This window comes from Cupriavidus sp. Agwp_2 (assembly GCF_040784895.1).
GTDB lineage: Bacteria > Pseudomonadota > Gammaproteobacteria > Burkholderiales > Burkholderiaceae > Cupriavidus.
Genome location: NZ_CP088083.1, coordinates 3,675,309 through 3,691,019, shown reverse-complemented (window position 1 = coordinate 3,691,019; position 15,711 = coordinate 3,675,309). Strand labels below are relative to the sequence as shown.

Genomic DNA, 15,711 nt, shown 5'->3' with positions numbered 1-15,711 from the left:
GTAGAATTCTCTATTGATCAGCAATCGTGAGAATGTTTTCGCTGTCTCTGATGGCTTCCTGCTTCGCGGTTTCCAACAGCCACTCGCGGAACCGGTTTAACGCCGGATGGTCTCGCCGTTCCCGCGGAGCGCACAAGAAATAGCCTCGCTGTAGCGAAATCGGCAAATCAAACGGCGCAAAAACACGTCCCGAAGCAATTTCGTCTCTCACGAGGCATCGCTGCAATACCGCGACCCCCATGTCGGCGCGTACAGCCTGGATCAGGATCGACACCTGGTCGAACGCTGTGGATAACATCGGCGCAGCACCGGGTACGCCGGCTGCCCGCAGCCAGTTCTGCCAGTTGGCCGGCGCCGAGGTGTGATAGAGCAGGGGCTCCTGCAGCAGCTCCCCCGGTGCTTGCCAGCGGCCCGCCTCACGGCGCGCGCGGGCGCGGTCCGGATGGCAGACGGGCACCATTTCACGACCGATCACGTAGTCTGCCTGCAGGCCCGGCCACTTGCCCGCTTCGCCCGCCAGGATAGCCGCATCGGGGGTGGCTCCCGAGAGATCCTCATCTCTTTGATAGGGAACGAAGTCGAGGTGGATTTCCGGATGGCGCCGATGGAAGTCAGGCAGGCGCGGCACCAGCCACACGCTCGCCAATGTCGGCACGACTGACAGCGTAAGGCGATGACGCCGGTCGCCGGCCAGCAGTGCAGCGCTGGCGTTTTCGATCGCGGCCAGCGGCTCAGTCACGGCATCAAGCAACCGTCGGCCGGCATCGGTCAATACCAGCCGATGTGCGTTGCGCTGGAGCAGCGGCTGGCCGAAGTGTTCCTCCAGCCTGGCGATCGCGCGGCTGATCGCGCCCTGGGTGACGCACAACGTTTCCGCGGCACGGGTAAAGCTGCCCAGCTTTGCCGCGGCGGCAAAGGCATGCAACTCGGACATCGACGGGGAACGCAGCCGCATGGCGCAGGGTACAACGCAGGAGAGAGGGGAGGGGCAGACCTGCGGTGCGCCGAGGTGTGTTCCGGGGCGTCTGCAGGATGAGCTTTGGTAATGCAAACGTGCAATATAGTCGTTTGTGCGCAGCCGGTAAACGCCCGACACTCGTTCGGTTCCCTCGATAAAACAACAGGAGAAAGAGCCTTATGAACCGAGCCACGATGACGCGCCGCCAGCTGATGCTGTCGGGCGCCGCAGCCGCCGCGACGATGGTGTTCGCCGGCAACGCCTGCGCGCAGGCCAACTATCCGACGCGCCCGATTCGTTTGATCGTGCCGTTTGCCGCAGGGGGCTCGACCGACCTGTCGGCGCGCCTGGTGGCCGAATTTGCCGGCCGCGAGCTGGGGCAGTCCATCGTGGTCGAGAACAAGGGCGGCGCCGGCGGTTCGTTGGGCATGGAGCAAGTGGCCGGCGCCGCGCCGGACGGCTACACCATCGGCATGGCCACGGTCAGCACGCACGGCTCCAACCCGGCTGTGTACCCGAGGCTGAAGTACGACCCGATCAAGGATTTTGCCCCGGTGACCAACGTGGTTGCCATTCCCAGCGTGTTCGCCGTGCATCCAAGCGTGCCGGCCAAGACCATGCAGGAGTTCATCGCGCTGGCCAGGGCCAACCCGGGCAAGTACAGCTTTGCCTCGCCGGGCGCCGGCTCGCTGGGTCACGTCAACATCGAGAACTTCATGATGCTGGCCAAGATCGACCTGCTGCACGTGCCATACAAGGGCGCGGGCCTGGCGCTGAATGACGCCGTGGCAGGGCAGGTCAATGCCATCACCGACAACCTGTCGTCGACGCTGCCCCACGTGAAATCGGGCAAGCTGCGCGCGCTGGCGGTGCTGGGCGCGTCGCGTTCGGCTCAGCTGCCGAACGTGCCGACGTATGCCGAGCTGGGCTTCAAGGACATGGGCGAGGGCGGCTGGTTCGGTATCGTCGCCCCGGCCGGAACGCCACCGGCGATCATCACCAGGCTGAACCAGGCTATCCACAAGGCAATGCTGAACCCCGAGTTCAAGCGCAAGGTGGAAGAGTCGGGCGGCACGCTGGTGCCGACCACGCCGGAGCAGTTCAAGGCCCAGATCCAGCAAGCGATGGCCCGCTATGCCCGTGTGGCCAAGGCGGCCGAGATCAAGCTGGATTGAGGCATGGCTGAAGCGAACAACCAGGGCGCGTTGCCGCCGGTGATCGTGCGGCTGCCGGAAGGGGAGGCGCTGCCGCTGGTGTGCGACTCGCCGCATAGCGGCACTGTGTACCCCGCGGATTTCGGTGCGGCGATCCCGGCGGCGCGGCTGCGCGGCGGTGAAGACACTCACGTCGATGCGCTGTGGGCAGCGGTGCCGGCCGTCGGCGGCACGCTGCTGGCGGCGACGTTCCCCCGGGTATACATCGACCCGAACCGGATGGCAGACGATATCGACCCGGCTCAGCTGGACGGCGCCTGGCCCACGGCGCTGGCGCCGGGACCGAAGACCAGCCTGGGCTACGGTCTGGTCTGGAGCCGGATCGATGCGAGCACGCCGATCTATGATCGCCGGCTTCAGGTGACGGAGGTGCAGGCTCGCCTGGACCGCTATTACCGCCCGTACCATGCGGCGCTTGCCGAGGCCGTGGAGGGCGCTTACCGGCGCTTTGGCGCGGTCTGGCACCTGAACCTGCACTCGATGCCGAACAACGCCTACGAGCGCCTGAAGATTGACAGCCCGCACCCGCTGGCGGACTTCGTACTGGGAGACCGGGACGGCACCACCTGCGAGCCGGGGCTGGTCGATCTGGTCGAGCGCGAATTGCGTGGCATGGGCTACACGGTGGCGCGCAACGACCCTTACAAAGGGGTGCAGTTGATCGCCCAGATTGGGCGGCCCGCCGAGCGGCGCAGCAGCCTGCAGATCGAGATCCGCCGCCCGCTCTATATGGACGAGACGACGCGGGAGCGGAATGCCGGGTTCGATACCTTGCAGTGCAACCTTGGCAAGCTGACGGCGCAGGTGGCAGCGTATATCCGCGCCAGCCTCTGAGCAGCTTGTTCCACGTGAAACATTGGCCGGGCCTAGTGCCCGGCCTTTTTGTTTCACGTGGAACATCGGAGGACACGGAACGTCGCTTGTCGGCCACGCACGGGTATCGCCGGCGCCATGTTTCACGTGAAACATGGCATGTGCCGAAAAGCGGCCAGTCGATTGCCGCTATAATTTCGCATTCCCGTTTGTTCCGCAGCCTCCCGGAGGAGGTGTCCCATGCTTTACCCAAAAGAATTCGATGTCATCGTCGTCGGTGGTGGTCATGCCGGCGCTGAAGCTGCACTCGCGGCCGCCCGCATGGGCTGCCAGACGCTGCTGCTGACCCACAACATCGAGACGCTGGGCCAGATGAGCTGCAATCCGTCCATCGGCGGCATCGGCAAGGGACACCTGGTCAAGGAAGTGGATGCGATGGGCGGCGCCATGGCTGCCGCCACGGATGAGGCCGGCATCCAGTTCCGCATCCTCAACTCCAGCAAGGGACCGGCGGTGCGCGCCACGCGCGCGCAGGCCGATCGTGTGCTGTACCGCAAGGCGATTCGCACCCGTCTGGAAAACCAGCCGAACCTGATGCTGTTCCAGCAGGCGGTGGACGACCTGATGGTCGAGGGCGACCGGGTCGTTGGCGCCATGACGCAGGTCGGTATTGCCTTCCGCGGACGGGCCGTGGTGCTGACCGCGGGCACCTTCCTGGACGGCAAGATCCACGTCGGCCTGGACAACTACACTGGTGGCCGCGCCGGTGATCCGGCGGCGGTATCGCTGTCGGCGCGCCTGAAAGAGCTGAACCTGCCGCAGGGCCGCCTGAAGACCGGCACGCCGCCGCGCATCGACGGCCGCACCATCGATTTCTCGGTGATGGAAGAGCAGCCTGGCGACCTGGATCCGGTGCCGGTGTTTTCCTTCCTGGGCCGTCCAGAGCACCATCCGCAGCAGCTGCCTTGCTGGATTACCCATACCAACAGCCGTACACACGACATCATCCGCGGTGGTCTCGATCGTTCGCCGATGTACACCGGTGTGATCGAAGGGGTAGGGCCGCGCTACTGTCCGAGCATCGAGGACAAGATCCATCGCTTTGCCAGCAAGGAAAGCCACCAGATTTTCCTGGAACCGGAAGGACTGACCACCAACGAGTTCTACCCGAACGGGATCTCGACCAGCCTGCCGTTCGACGTGCAGCTGGAGCTGGTGCATTCGATCCGCGGCCTGGAGAACGCGCATATCCTGCGCCCGGGTTATGCGATCGAATACGACTATTTCGACCCGCGCGGGCTGAAGGCGTCGCTCGAGAGCAAGGCTATCCGCGGCTTGTTCTTTGCGGGCCAGATCAATGGCACCACCGGCTATGAAGAAGCGGCGGCGCAGGGCCTGCTGGCCGGTATCAACGCTGGCTGCTATGTGCGCGAGCGCGACGCCTGGACGCCGCGCCGTGACCAGGCCTACCTGGGTGTGCTGGTCGACGACCTGATCACACGCGGCGTGACTGAGCCGTACCGCATGTTCACGAGCCGCGCCGAATTCCGCCTGAGCCTGCGCGAGGACAACGCCGACATGCGGCTGACGGAGATTGGCCGTGAACTGGGTGTCGTGGACGACGCACGCTGGGATGCCTTCAACCGCAAGCGCGACACTGTTTCACGTGAAACAGAGCGCCTGAAGTGCACGTGGGTGAACCCGGGCATGCTGCCACCGGAAGACGCCGTGCCGCTGCTGGGCAAGCCGATCGAGCGCGAGTACAGCCTGGCCGACTTGCTGCGCCGGCCGGAAGTCCGCTATGAGGCGCTGATGGCGTTGCAGGGTGGGCGCCATGCGCCCGAAGCACCGCTCGACGCAGACTCCATGCTGGCCGACCAGATCCGTGAGCAGATCGAGATCGGCATCAAGTACCACGGCTATATCGCCCGCCAGGCGGCCGAGGTCGAAAAGCTGGAAGCCAATGAATCGACCCGCCTGCCAGAGAACCTGGACTACACCGAGGTACGCGGGCTGGGCTTTGAAGTCAGCCAGAAGCTGAACCAGCACCGTCCGGAAACGCTGGGCCAGGCGTCGCGCATCTCGGGCGTGACTCCGGCGGCAATCTCCTTGCTGCTGGTACACCTGAAGAAGAAGGGGCTCGGCCGCACCCGCGCCGAGTCGGCTGCCACTGGTGGCACCTCGGAAGAGGCGGCCTGAGTGGCGGGCGCTCGACACACCATGACGGACGACGCCACGCAGCGTCGTCGCCTCGAGGGCGGTCTCGCCGAGCTCGGGCTGGCACTGGCACCGGCGCAGATCGACAAGCTGTTCGACTATCTCGCGCTGCTGCGCAAATGGAACGGCGTCTATAACCTGACCGCGATCCGTCATCCTGACGAGATGCTCACGCATCACATGCTGGATTCGCTCGCCGCAGTGCCCGCGCTGGCCACGGCCGCGCGCTCTGCAGAGGTAGGTACGCCCGCGCGGGGCAGGGTGCTGGACGTTGGCTCGGGCGGCGGCATGCCCGGGCTGCCGCTGGCGATCTCGTGCCCCGACGTATCGGTGCTGATGGTCGACATCGTGCAGAAGAAGACCGCCTTCCTGACCCAATGCCGCGCCCAGCTTGGGCTGGCCAACGCCGCGGCGCACTGGGGCCCGGTGGAGAAGCTGGACGACGCGGACGGCTTTGCCGTGATCACGTCGCGCGCCTTTGCCGAACTGACCGATTTCGTGAACCTGTCGGGTCAGCTGCTCGCGCCGCACGGCAAGCTGATCGCCATGAAGGGCGTTTATCCACAGGCCGAGCTCGACCGGATGGAGGCGGCAGGACTGATGACACAGTGGCAAGTCGATGATGTACCGCGCCTAACGGTGCCGGGACTGGACGCCGAGCGCCACCTGGTAGTGCTGTCGCGGCGCGCAGGCGCGCATGCATGACTTACGCCGCGGCGCTGCAAGCAGAACCGCGAACTGCCGGCCATGAGGCTGGCCGGATGATTTGAAGCAGGAGCCTCAGGAACATATGGCCAAGGTATTCGTGATTGCAAACCAGAAGGGCGGGGTGGGCAAGACCACCACCACGGTGAACCTCGCCGCCGGCCTGGCCGCGCAGGGTCAGCGGGTGCTGCTGGTCGACCTGGATCCGCAGGGCAATGCCTCGATGGGTTCGGGCATCGACAAGCAGGCGCTGGAGCACAGCGTGTACCAGGTGCTGGTTGGCATGGCCAGCATCCCGCAGGCGCGCCAGAAATCGGAGACTGGCAGGTACGACGTGCTGCCGGCCAATCGCGAGCTGGCCGGTGCCGAAGTCGAACTGGTCGAACTCGATCACCGCGAGCGCAGGCTCAAGCAGGCCATCGACGAAGTCGACGGCGAGTACGACTTCGTGCTGATCGACTGCCCGCCGTCGCTGTCGCTGCTGACGCTGAACGGGCTGTGCGCGGCGCATGGCGTGATCGTGCCGATGCAGTGCGAGTACTTCGCGCTCGAAGGGCTGTCCGACCTGGTCAACACCATCAAGCAGGTGCACGCCAACCTGAACCGCGAGCTCAAGGTGATCGGCCTGCTGCGCGTGATGTTCGACCCGCGCGTCACGCTGCAGCAGCAGGTGTCGGCGCAGCTTGAATCGCACTTCGGTGACAAGGTGTTCAAGACCCTGATCCCGCGTAACGTGCGCCTGGCCGAGGCACCGTCCTATGGCATGCCGGGCGTGGCGTTCGACCCGTCATCCAAGGGCGCCAAGGCGTACCTGGACTTTGGCGCCGAGATGATCGCGCGCGTCAGGCAGCTGGGCTGAAGCTGAAGGAGCCATCGACCATGAGTACCGCAAAGACGCCGGCAAAGAAGAAGGGCCTGGGCCGCGGCCTGGAAGCGTTGCTGGGCGGTCCCGCCGAGATCGTCGAGACTGCGAAGCAGGAGGGCGCGCCCAGTGTGTTGCACGTCGACCAGTTGCAGCCGGGCAAGTACCAGCCGCGTACGCGCATGGACGAAGGCGCGCTGCAGGAGCTTGCCGCGAGCATCCGCGCGCAGGGCCTGATGCAGCCGATCCTGGTGCGGCGCGTGGCCGAGCCGGATCGCTACGAGATCATTGCCGGCGAGCGCCGCTACCGTGCGTCGAAGATCGCTGGCCTCGACAAGGTGCCGGTGCTGGTCAAGGACGTGGCCGACGACGCCGCGGCCGCGATGGCGCTGATCGAGAACATCCAGCGCGAAGACCTGAACCCGCTGGAAGAAGCACAGGGCATCATGCGGCTGATCCGCGAGTTCAAGTTTACACACGAGCAGGCAGCCGAGTCGGTGGGCCGCTCGCGCAGCGCGGTGTCCAACCTGCTGCGCCTGCTGAACCTGGCGGCGCCGGTGCAGACCATGCTGATGGCGGGCGACCTCGACATGGGCCACGCGCGCGCGCTGCTCGCCGTCGATGGCGCCAACCAGATCACGCTGGCGAACCAGGTCGTCAACAAACGGCTGTCGGTGCGCGAGACCGAAAAGCTGGTGGCGTCCACGCTCAAGCCGTTCGACCTGAAGTCGCTCAAGCAGAAGGGCGTCAACAATATCCGCGACGTGGCGCGGCTGGAAGAAGAGTTGTCGGATGCGCTGGGGCTGTCCGTGCAGATCAAGCTGGGCACGCGTGGCAAGGGCCAGCTCACCATTCACTTCAGCAACAACGATGCGCTCGAAGGCGTGCTCGCGCGGCTGCGCGAATCGCGCGAAGGGCAACAGGCAGCCTGAAAAAGCGGGCGATAACCGGCCATTGCAGGGATGACTGTTGCATCGATGCAGCAGTGGCCGGCCCGATTACCGGTATACGTGAGCCGTACCCGGTAATCCATCATCATGCGCGGCTTCCGCTGCGCAATCCAATTACGTCAAACATCATTGCCGCGCAATTTTTGTAAAGCCATCATGCAATCGTGATGGCAACCGTTGTGCGCAACGCACTGCAAGGTAACTGTAAGCAGATTGACGCGAATCAGTAGTTCCCCTTAAAATCGTGCGGTTTGAATTCTGGTCGGGCCGATAAGTTCCGGCCTGAAATGAGGCAGGCAGGTAGTGGTTCGAGACCGTCAGCAGCGCGGCGCCGGTTCCCGTCAGGAAGATGACTGGGACGACTGGAAAGAAGGCGCAGACCGTGAAGAGGAAGCTGTCGATCCGCTGTCGCATGCCGATGCGGTGAAGCTGTTTGGCGAAAACGCGCTGCGTCCTTCGCGCATGACCCCGGGCAAGGTTGTCCTGGCGCAGGTGATCGTTTCCCTGCTGTCGGCATTGTGCTGGGCGTTGTTCGGGAAAGAGGCGGGGCCGTATGGCTGGTCGGCGTTGTTCGGCGGCATGGTGTGCTTCGTGCCGAGCGGATTCTTCGCGTTCCGGCTGTGGGTGGCGCGGGATCGTGCATCGGTCGGCGGACTGGTCCTCGGCGAGGCGATCAAGGTGTTTGCCACCGTGGCCATGCTGGTGCTTGTGGTGGTGCTGTACCGGGATCTGCGTTGGGTACCGATGCTGGTCACGTTCCTGCTGGCGCTCAAGACTTACTGGGTGGTGGCCCTCGCGATGCGCTAGGCCGCTGCACAACACAGGTGCTTCATCCGGAGGTGGGGCACCGAAACGGAATATCAAGATGTTTCCGTGGCGGTTTCACTGTGGTTTCACAGCGGTGACACCGGACACGGTCAAGGTTTGAAGCCCGCTTGCATCGCGGTGACCGGCGAATCCGCCGAAGGCAATGCAAGACGCGTACCGGGTGCTGCACAGTAGTAGCGGCGCGCGGCCCGAAGATTTCGCAATATACCGTTCTATTCGACAATGGCAGATGCTACCCAAAGCGCGGAACACGTGCTGACACCCTCCGGCTATATCGCCGAACACTTGCAGAACCTGAACTCGGTCGGCGGCAAGCAGTCGTCGGTGGTCGATTTCTCCGTGATCAACTATGACACGGTGTTCTGGTCGGTCCTGTGCGGCGCCCTCGCCGTGCTGTTCCTGTATATGGCTGCGCGCCGCGTTACCGCCGGCGTACCGGGTCGCTTCCAGGCTTTCGTGGAGATGATCGTCGAGATGGTCGACGACCAGGCCAAGGGAATCATTCACGGCGACCGCTCGTGGATCGCTCCGCTGGCGTTGATGGTGTTCTGCTGGATCACCATGATGAACGCAATCGACCTGATTCCGGTCGACTGGGTCACCGGCCTGAACAGCCTGCTGGGCGTCTTCCACATTCACCTGCCCCACCACCGCGCAGTGGCCACGGCCGACCTGAACGGCACGCTGGGCATGTCGTGCTCGGTGTTGGTCCTGATGATCTACTACAGCTTCAAGATCAAGGGCACGGGCGGCTTCATGCACGAACTGTTCTCGGCCCCGTTCGGCGCCAAGTGGTACCTGGCCCCGTTCAACCTGATCCTGAACCTTATCGAATTCCTGGCCAAGGCCGTTTCGCTCGGCATGCGGTTGTTCGGCAACATGTACGCCGGCGAACTCGTGTTCCTGCTGATCGCGCTGCTGGGTTCGATCTGGACGTTCAGTGCCGACCTGTCCGCGCTGGGCTTTGTCGGCCACGTGGTCGCCGGTACGGTATGGGCGATCTTCCACATCCTGATCGTTCTGCTCCAGGCCTTCATTTTCATGATGCTGACGCTGGTGTACATCGGCCAGGCTCACGATCACCACTGATCGCTGCAGGTTTCAAGTTTTAGGTTTTTTGGTTTTTTGATTTTTTGGTTCTAAGTCTCTCTAAATTAAAGGAGTCGTCATGCAAGAATTTCTCGCCAACATCCAGGGTCTGACCGCCATCGGTATCGGCATCATCATCGGCCTGGGCGCTATCGGCGCCTGCCTGGGTATCGCCCTGATGGGTGGCAAGTACATCGAAGCCTGCGCACGTCAGCCCGAGCTGATGAACCCGCTGCAAACCAAGATGTTCCTGCTGGCTGGCCTGATCGACGCGGCATTCCTGATCGGCGTGGGTGTTGCAATGCTGTTCGCCTTCGCCAACCCGCTGCTGGCTGTCATCAAGTAATTCTTTTCGGTCTGCATGATGCTGACGGGCGGCGCGGGCCACCAGCCCAGCCGCCTTTTGTGCATTTATCTGTAGTTTGATTACCGAAAGGAACACACCATGAATCTGAACGCAACGTTTTTTGCGCAGATGGTCGTGTTCTTCATCCTGTGGTGGGTTGTTGCCAAATTCATTTGGCCGCCGCTGGTGAAGGCGCTCGACGAACGCGCAACGAAGATCGCCGATGGCCTCGCCGCTGCCGAGAAGGGCAAGGCCGAGCTTGAACTCGCCAACAAGCGTGTGGACCAGGCTATGGCCGAAGCCCGCACCGAAGGCGCTCAACGCGTCGCTGACGCCGAGAAGCGCGCCCAGCTGACGGCCGACGAGATCAAGCAGAACGCCCAGGCAGAAGCCGCACGCATCATTGCCCAGGCCAAGGCCGACGCAGAACAGCAGGTTACCCGTGCTCGCGAAGAACTGCGCGACCAGGTCGCCGTGCTGGCCGTCAAGGGTGCCGAGCAGATCCTCAAGCGTGAAGTGAACGCGCAGGTCCACACCGACCTGCTCAATCAACTCAAGGCTGAGCTCTAATCATGGCTGAAACCGCAACCATTGCCCGTCCCTACGCTGAGGCGCTGTTCCGCGTCGCCAGTGAATCGAGCGCAGGCAACCTGGGTGCATGGTCCGAGCTGGTGTCGGAAATGGGGCAAGTTGCCGCCAATGCCGACATGAAGGCGGTCGCCGACGATCCGAACGTTCCCGGCGACAAGCTGGCTGAACTGTTCCTGTCGGTGCTGAAGTCCCCGGTCAGCGACGAGGCACGCCGCTTCGTCAAGCTGCTGGTGGAGAACGGCCGCCTGTCGGTGATGCCTGACATCGCCGAACAGTTCCATGCGCTCAAGAACGCCCGCGAAGGGTCGTCCGACGTTGAGATCATCAGCGCTTTCCCGCTGGAAGATGGTCAGCTGAGCGACCTGGTCGCTGCACTCGAACGCAAGTTCGGCCGCAAGCTGTACGCGCAGGTGGCGGTGGACCCGTCCCTGATCGGCGGCGTCAGCATCAAGGTTGGCGACGAAGTGCTCGACACCTCCGTGCGTGCGCGCCTGGCAGCCATGCAAACCGCGCTGACCGCCGCCTGAGCGGCTGTCCGACGGATTGAAGAATTAGGAGCATTGTGATGCAACTGAACCCCTCAGAAATCAGCGAGCTGATCAAGACCCGCATCTCGGGTCTTGGCGCCGAAGCTGAAGTGCGCAACACCGGCACGGTGATTTCCGTGACCGACGGTATCTGCCGCGTGCATGGCCTGTCTGGCGTGATGCAGGGCGAGATGCTGGAATTCCCCGGCAACACCTTCGGCCTCGCGCTGAACCTCGAGCGCGACTCGGTCGGCGCCGTGGTGCTGGGTGACTACGAACACATTTCCGAAGGCGACACGGTCAAGTGCACCGGCCGCATTCTGGAAGTGCCCGTTGGCAAGGAACTGCTGGGCCGTGTGGTCAACACGCTGGGCCAGCCGATCGACGGCAAGGGCCCGATCAACGCGAAGGAAACCGACGTGATCGAAAAGGTCGCGCCGGGCGTGATCGCGCGTCAGTCGGTGAGCCAGCCGGTGCAGACCGGCCTGAAGTCGATCGACTCGATGGTGCCGATCGGCCGTGGCCAGCGTGAGCTGATCATTGGCGACCGCCAGACCGGCAAGACCGCTGTTGCAGTGGATGCGATCATCAACCAGAAGGGCAAGGGCATGTACTGCGTGTACGTCGCCATTGGCCAGAAGGCTTCGACGATCGCCAACGTGGTGCGCAAGCTGGAAGAGCACGGCGCGATGGAATACACCGTCGTCGTGGCTGCCGCCGCTTCGGACTCGGCCGCCATGCAGTACCTGGCTGCCTACGCCGGCTGCACGATGGGCGAGTACTTCCGCGACCGTGGTGAAGACGCGCTGATCGTTTATGACGACCTGACCAAGCAAGCCTGGGCCTACCGCCAGGTGTCGCTGCTGCTGCGCCGCCCGCCGGGCCGCGAAGCCTACCCGGGCGACGTGTTCTACCTGCACTCGCGCCTGCTGGAGCGTGCTGCCCGCGTGAACGAAGACTACGTCGAGAAGTTCACCAACGGTGCCACCAAGGGCAAGACCGGTTCGCTGACCGCGCTGCCGATCATCGAAACGCAGGCCGGCGACGTGTCCGCGTTCGTGCCGACCAACGTGATCTCGATTACCGACGGTCAGATCTTCCTGGAAACCGACCTGTTCAATGCCGGTATCCGTCCCGCCATCAACGCCGGTATCTCGGTGTCGCGCGTGGGTGGTGCTGCACAGACCAAGGTGGTGAAGAACCTGTCCGGCGGTATCCGTACCGACCTGGCGCAGTACCGTGAGCTGGCTGCCTTCGCGCAGTTCGCTTCGGACCTGGACGACGCCACCCGCAAGCAGCTCGAGCGCGGCCGCCGCGTGACCGAACTGCTCAAGCAGGCGCAATACCAGCCGCAGCAGGTGTGGCAGCTGTCGGCGTCGCTGTTTGCAGCCAACAATGGCTTCCTCGACAACGTGGAAGTGAAGGACATCCTCCCGTTCGAGAAGGGCCTGCACGACCATCTGAAGACCAAGTACGCCGACCTCGTCAACCGCATCGAAGAGACCAAGGTCCTCTCGAAGGAAGATGAGCCCGCCCTGCGTGCTGCGATCGAGGATTTCAAGAAGTCCGCCGCGTTCTAACCGCGTGATTCCCCGATACCACCGCCGCGCCTGGCTCATGCCGGCGCGGCGCTGGTTCGGGTGGAGAGGAAGATATGGCCGGAACGAAAGAGATTCGAACCAAGATCAAGAGCGTGCAGAACACGCGCAAGATCACCAAGGCGATGGAGATGGTCGCCGCATCCAAGATGCGCAAGGCGCAGGAGCGGATGCGCAACGCCCGTCCTTACGCCGAGAAAGTGCGCAACATCGCGGCGCACCTGGCTTCGGCCAACCCCGAGTTCAAGCACCCGTTCATGCAGGAGCGCGAAGTCAAGCGCATCGGCATGATCGTGGTCACGACCGACAAGGGGCTGTGCGGCGGTCTGAACACGAACGTGCTGCGTGCGGTGACCAACGAGCTGAAGAGCCTGCAGGGTCGCGGCGTGGGTGTCCAAGCCACTGCCATCGGCAGCAAGGGCCTGCAGTTCCTGAGCCGCATCGGCGCCAAGGTGGCCTCGAATGTGGTGCAGCTCGGCGACACCCCGCACCTGGAAAAGCTGATCGGCGCGATCAAGGTCCAGCTCGACGCATTCACTAACGGTGAAGTCGACGCGGTGTACCTGGCGTACACCAGGTTCATCAACACGATGAAGCAGGAACCGGTGGTCGAGCAGTTGCTGCCGCTGGCCGCCGACAAGCTGTCGCAGACGGAAGAAGAGAAGCGCGCCTACTCGTGGGACTACATCTACGAACCTGACGCGCAGACCGTGGTGGAAGAGCTGTTGGTCCGCTACGTCGAGGCACTGGTGTACCAGGCCGTGGCCGAGAACATGGCGTCCGAGCAGTCGGCGCGCATGGTGGCCATGAAGGCGGCATCCGACAATGCCAAGAACGTGATCGGCGAACTGCAGCTGGACTACAACAAGACCCGGCAGGCAGCGATCACCAAGGAATTGTCAGAGATCGTCAGCGGTGCAGCAGCGGTCTGAGGCGTCAAGAATTCAAGCTATCGGAGATACGAAATGAGTATCGGAAATATTGTGCAGTGCATTGGCGCCGTGGTGGACATCGAGTTCCCGCGCGACGCAATGCCGAAGGTGTACGACGCGCTGGTGCTGGAAGACAGCGGCGAAACGTCGTTCGCCGAAAAGGGCCTGACGTTCGAAGTCCAGCAGCAGCTGGGCGACGGCGTGGTCCGTACCATTGCCCTCGGTTCGTCGGACGGCCTGCGCCGCGGCATGCCGGTGAAGAACACCGAAGCGCCGATCTCGGTGCCGGTGGGTCAAGGCACGCTGGGCCGCATCATGGACGTGCTGGGTCGCCCCATTGACGAAGCTGGCCCGATCGATTCCAACGAGCGCCGCGCGATTCACCAGAAGGCCCCGAAGTTCGACGAACTGTCGCCTTCGACCGACCTGCTGGAAACCGGCATCAAGGTGATCGACCTGATCTGCCCGTTCGCCAAGGGCGGCAAGGTGGGCCTGTTCGGTGGTGCTGGCGTGGGCAAGACCGTCAACATGATGGAGCTCATCAACAACATCGCCAAGCAGCACAGCGGTCTGTCGGTGTTCGCCGGCGTGGGCGAGCGTACCCGTGAAGGGAACGACTTCTACCACGAAATGAAGGACTCGAACGTGCTCGACAAGGTGGCCATGGTGTTCGGCCAGATGAACGAGCCGCCGGGCAACCGTCTGCGCGTGGCACTTTCCGGCCTGACCATGGCCGAGAAGTTCCGCGACGAGGGCCGTGACATCCTGTTCTTCGTCGACAACATCTACCGCTACACGCTGGCCGGTACCGAAGTGTCGGCACTGCTGGGCCGTATGCCTTCCGCCGTGGGCTACCAGCCGACGCTGGCTGAAGAAATGGGCAAGCTGCAGGAGCGCATCACTTCGACCAAGACTGGCTCGATCACCTCGATCCAGGCCGTGTACGTGCCTGCGGATGACTTGACCGACCCGTCGCCGGCAACCACCTTCCTGCACCTGGACTCGACCCTGGTGCTGTCGCGTGACATCGCCGCTCTCGGTATCTACCCCGCCGTGGACCCGCTTGACTCGACCTCGCGTCAGATGGACCCGCAAGTGGTTGGCCAGGAGCACTACAACGTCGCGCGCGCCGTGCAGCAGACTCTGCAGCGCTACAAGGAACTGCGCGACATCATCGCGATTCTGGGCATGGACGAACTGTCGCCGGAAGACAAGATGGCCGTGAACCGCGCGCGTAAGATCCAGCGTTTCCTGTCGCAGCCGTTCCACGTGGCCGAAGTGTTCACGGGTTCGCCGGGCAAGTACGTGCCGCTGAAGGAAACCATCCGTGGTTTCAAGATGCTGGTGGACGGCGAGTGCGATCACCTGCCCGAGCAGGCGTTCTACATGGTCGGCTCGATCGACGAAGCCTTCGAGAAGGCCAAGAAGCTCCAGTAAGCCTAGTTTCTGTGCCCCCGCGCCCGCGGGGGCAGCGGTGCATCGCGCGAAGCGGTGTAGCCGTCAGAAGCGAAGCGATTGGAGAAAGGATCAGATATGGCAACCATTCTTGTAGACGTCGTCAGCGCGGAAGCGTCGATCTTCTCCGGCCAGGCGAAGTTCGTGGCGCTGCCGGGCGAGTCGGGTGAGCTGGGCATCCTGCCGGGCCACACGCCGCTGATCACGCGCATCCAGCCGGGTGCGGTGCGCATCGAGAAGGAAGACGGCAGCGAAGAGTTCGTGTTCGTTGCCGGCGGCATTCTCGAAGTGCAGCCCAAGCACGTTACCGTGCTGGCCGACACCGCCATCCGCGGTGGCGACCTGGACGAAGCCAAGGCCCAGGAAGCCAAGCGTGCAGCCGAAGAGCTGATGCAGAACCAGAGCAGCGATCTCGACCTGGCACGTGCCCAGAGCGAGCTCGCCGTGGCGGCTGCGCAGCTGGCTGCCATCGCCCGCCTGCGTCGTAAGAAGTAAAGAATCAGCAGTCCTGTCGCGTTGTTGTTTTTTCGATGCGACATTTAAAAAAAGGCAGCCGGGAGGCTGCCTTTTTTGTAGGCACAGCGATATGCTTTCGCTCTGCCTGGACAAAAAAAAGCGCGCGGGCC

Annotated in this window: 16 protein-coding genes; 15 read left to right on the top strand and 1 reads right to left on the bottom strand. The window is 63.5% G+C overall.

Annotation, left to right across the window (positions count from 1 at the left end):
* Positions 1 to 10: 10 nt before the first annotated feature.
* On the bottom strand, positions 11 to 955 hold the full coding sequence (locus LPA45_RS17310) for a LysR substrate-binding domain-containing protein (RefSeq protein WP_367394673.1): 945 nt from the start codon (positions 953 to 955) through the stop codon (positions 11 to 13).
* A gap of 182 nt (positions 956 to 1,137) precedes the next feature.
* Between LPA45_RS17310 and LPA45_RS17305 the strand changes: the two genes are divergently transcribed.
* From LPA45_RS17305 to LPA45_RS17235, 15 genes are all read left to right on the top strand, one after another.
* Complete coding sequence (locus LPA45_RS17305; protein WP_367394672.1) at positions 1,138 to 2,133, top strand: tripartite tricarboxylate transporter substrate binding protein BugE; 996 nt, start codon at positions 1,138 to 1,140, stop codon at positions 2,131 to 2,133.
* A gap of 3 nt (positions 2,134 to 2,136) precedes the next feature.
* On the top strand, positions 2,137 to 3,006 hold the full coding sequence (locus tag LPA45_RS17300; RefSeq protein WP_367394671.1) for an N-formylglutamate amidohydrolase: 870 nt from the start codon (positions 2,137 to 2,139) through the stop codon (positions 3,004 to 3,006).
* Between the two features lie 219 nt (positions 3,007 to 3,225).
* Positions 3,226 to 5,184, top strand: a complete 1,959-nt coding sequence (gene mnmG, locus LPA45_RS17295) for a tRNA uridine-5-carboxymethylaminomethyl(34) synthesis enzyme MnmG (RefSeq protein ID WP_367394670.1) — start codon at positions 3,226 to 3,228, stop codon at positions 5,182 to 5,184.
* A gap of 21 nt (positions 5,185 to 5,205) precedes the next feature.
* Positions 5,206 to 5,907, top strand: a complete 702-nt coding sequence (gene rsmG, locus LPA45_RS17290) for a 16S rRNA (guanine(527)-N(7))-methyltransferase RsmG (protein WP_199414600.1) — start codon at positions 5,206 to 5,208, stop codon at positions 5,905 to 5,907.
* A gap of 85 nt (positions 5,908 to 5,992) precedes the next feature.
* A complete protein-coding gene (locus tag LPA45_RS17285) occupies positions 5,993 to 6,766 on the top strand; it encodes a ParA family protein (protein WP_116320018.1) in 774 nt (257 codons plus the stop codon).
* Positions 6,767 to 6,786: 20 nt separating this feature from the next.
* Positions 6,787 to 7,701: a ParB/RepB/Spo0J family partition protein gene (locus LPA45_RS17280; RefSeq protein WP_317923440.1), complete on the top strand. Its 915-nt coding sequence runs from the start codon at positions 6,787 to 6,789 to the stop codon at positions 7,699 to 7,701.
* Positions 7,702 to 8,022: 321 nt separating this feature from the next.
* On the top strand, positions 8,023 to 8,526 hold the full coding sequence (locus LPA45_RS17275) for an ATP synthase subunit I (protein WP_367394669.1): 504 nt from the start codon (positions 8,023 to 8,025) through the stop codon (positions 8,524 to 8,526).
* A 243-nt stretch (positions 8,527 to 8,769) separates the two neighbouring features.
* A complete protein-coding gene (gene atpB / locus LPA45_RS17270; protein WP_116320015.1) occupies positions 8,770 to 9,636 on the top strand; it encodes a F0F1 ATP synthase subunit A in 867 nt (288 codons plus the stop codon).
* A gap of 79 nt (positions 9,637 to 9,715) precedes the next feature.
* Complete coding sequence (atpE, locus tag LPA45_RS17265) at positions 9,716 to 9,982, top strand: F0F1 ATP synthase subunit C (RefSeq protein ID WP_010811268.1); 267 nt, start codon at positions 9,716 to 9,718, stop codon at positions 9,980 to 9,982.
* A gap of 99 nt (positions 9,983 to 10,081) precedes the next feature.
* Positions 10,082 to 10,552, top strand: a complete 471-nt coding sequence (locus tag LPA45_RS17260) for a F0F1 ATP synthase subunit B (protein ID WP_116320014.1) — start codon at positions 10,082 to 10,084, stop codon at positions 10,550 to 10,552.
* 2 nt (positions 10,553 to 10,554) lie between these two features.
* The gene (locus LPA45_RS17255; RefSeq protein ID WP_116320013.1) at positions 10,555 to 11,100 is read left to right on the top strand and encodes a F0F1 ATP synthase subunit delta; all 546 of its coding nucleotides are present in this window, start codon (positions 10,555 to 10,557) and stop codon (positions 11,098 to 11,100) included.
* Between the two features lie 38 nt (positions 11,101 to 11,138).
* The gene (gene atpA / locus LPA45_RS17250) at positions 11,139 to 12,680 is read left to right on the top strand and encodes a F0F1 ATP synthase subunit alpha (RefSeq protein WP_116320012.1); all 1,542 of its coding nucleotides are present in this window, start codon (positions 11,139 to 11,141) and stop codon (positions 12,678 to 12,680) included.
* 74 nt (positions 12,681 to 12,754) lie between these two features.
* Positions 12,755 to 13,630 carry a F0F1 ATP synthase subunit gamma gene (atpG, locus tag LPA45_RS17245; protein ID WP_116320011.1) on the top strand — a complete coding sequence of 292 codons (876 nt, stop codon included), beginning with the start codon at positions 12,755 to 12,757 and terminating at the stop codon, positions 13,628 to 13,630.
* Positions 13,631 to 13,663: 33 nt separating this feature from the next.
* Positions 13,664 to 15,067 (top strand): F0F1 ATP synthase subunit beta, encoded by a 1,404-nt coding sequence (gene atpD / locus LPA45_RS17240; protein WP_116320010.1) that lies wholly within the window; start codon positions 13,664 to 13,666, stop codon positions 15,065 to 15,067.
* A gap of 96 nt (positions 15,068 to 15,163) precedes the next feature.
* Complete coding sequence (locus LPA45_RS17235) at positions 15,164 to 15,580, top strand: F0F1 ATP synthase subunit epsilon (protein WP_010811262.1); 417 nt, start codon at positions 15,164 to 15,166, stop codon at positions 15,578 to 15,580.
* Positions 15,581 to 15,711 lie beyond the last annotated feature (131 nt).

Excerpts from the sequence above, each read along its gene's own strand:
- atpA (WP_116320012.1), top strand. The coding sequence starts at position 11,139 with ATGCAACTGAACCCCTCAGAAATCAGCGAGCTGATCAAGACCCGCATC.
- LPA45_RS17305 (WP_367394672.1), top strand. The coding sequence starts at position 1,138 with ATGAACCGAGCCACGATGACGCGCCGCCAGCTGATGCTGTCGGGCGCC.
- LPA45_RS17285 (WP_116320018.1), top strand. The coding sequence starts at position 5,993 with ATGGCCAAGGTATTCGTGATTGCAAACCAGAAGGGCGGGGTGGGCAAG.
- atpD (WP_116320010.1), top strand. The coding sequence starts at position 13,664 with ATGAGTATCGGAAATATTGTGCAGTGCATTGGCGCCGTGGTGGACATC.
- mnmG (WP_367394670.1), top strand. The coding sequence starts at position 3,226 with ATGCTTTACCCAAAAGAATTCGATGTCATCGTCGTCGGTGGTGGTCAT.
- LPA45_RS17310 (WP_367394673.1), bottom strand. The coding sequence starts at position 955 with ATGCGGCTGCGTTCCCCGTCGATGTCCGAGTTGCATGCCTTTGCCGCC.
- LPA45_RS17300 (WP_367394671.1), top strand. The coding sequence starts at position 2,137 with ATGGCTGAAGCGAACAACCAGGGCGCGTTGCCGCCGGTGATCGTGCGG.
- LPA45_RS17280 (WP_317923440.1), top strand. The coding sequence starts at position 6,787 with ATGAGTACCGCAAAGACGCCGGCAAAGAAGAAGGGCCTGGGCCGCGGC.
- atpE (WP_010811268.1), top strand. The coding sequence starts at position 9,716 with ATGCAAGAATTTCTCGCCAACATCCAGGGTCTGACCGCCATCGGTATC.
- atpB (WP_116320015.1), top strand. The coding sequence starts at position 8,770 with ATGGCAGATGCTACCCAAAGCGCGGAACACGTGCTGACACCCTCCGGC.
- LPA45_RS17260 (WP_116320014.1), top strand. The coding sequence starts at position 10,082 with ATGAATCTGAACGCAACGTTTTTTGCGCAGATGGTCGTGTTCTTCATC.
- atpG (WP_116320011.1), top strand. The coding sequence starts at position 12,755 with ATGGCCGGAACGAAAGAGATTCGAACCAAGATCAAGAGCGTGCAGAAC.
- rsmG (WP_199414600.1), top strand. The coding sequence starts at position 5,206 with ATGACGGACGACGCCACGCAGCGTCGTCGCCTCGAGGGCGGTCTCGCC.
- LPA45_RS17235 (WP_010811262.1), top strand. The coding sequence starts at position 15,164 with ATGGCAACCATTCTTGTAGACGTCGTCAGCGCGGAAGCGTCGATCTTC.
- LPA45_RS17255 (WP_116320013.1), top strand. The coding sequence starts at position 10,555 with ATGGCTGAAACCGCAACCATTGCCCGTCCCTACGCTGAGGCGCTGTTC.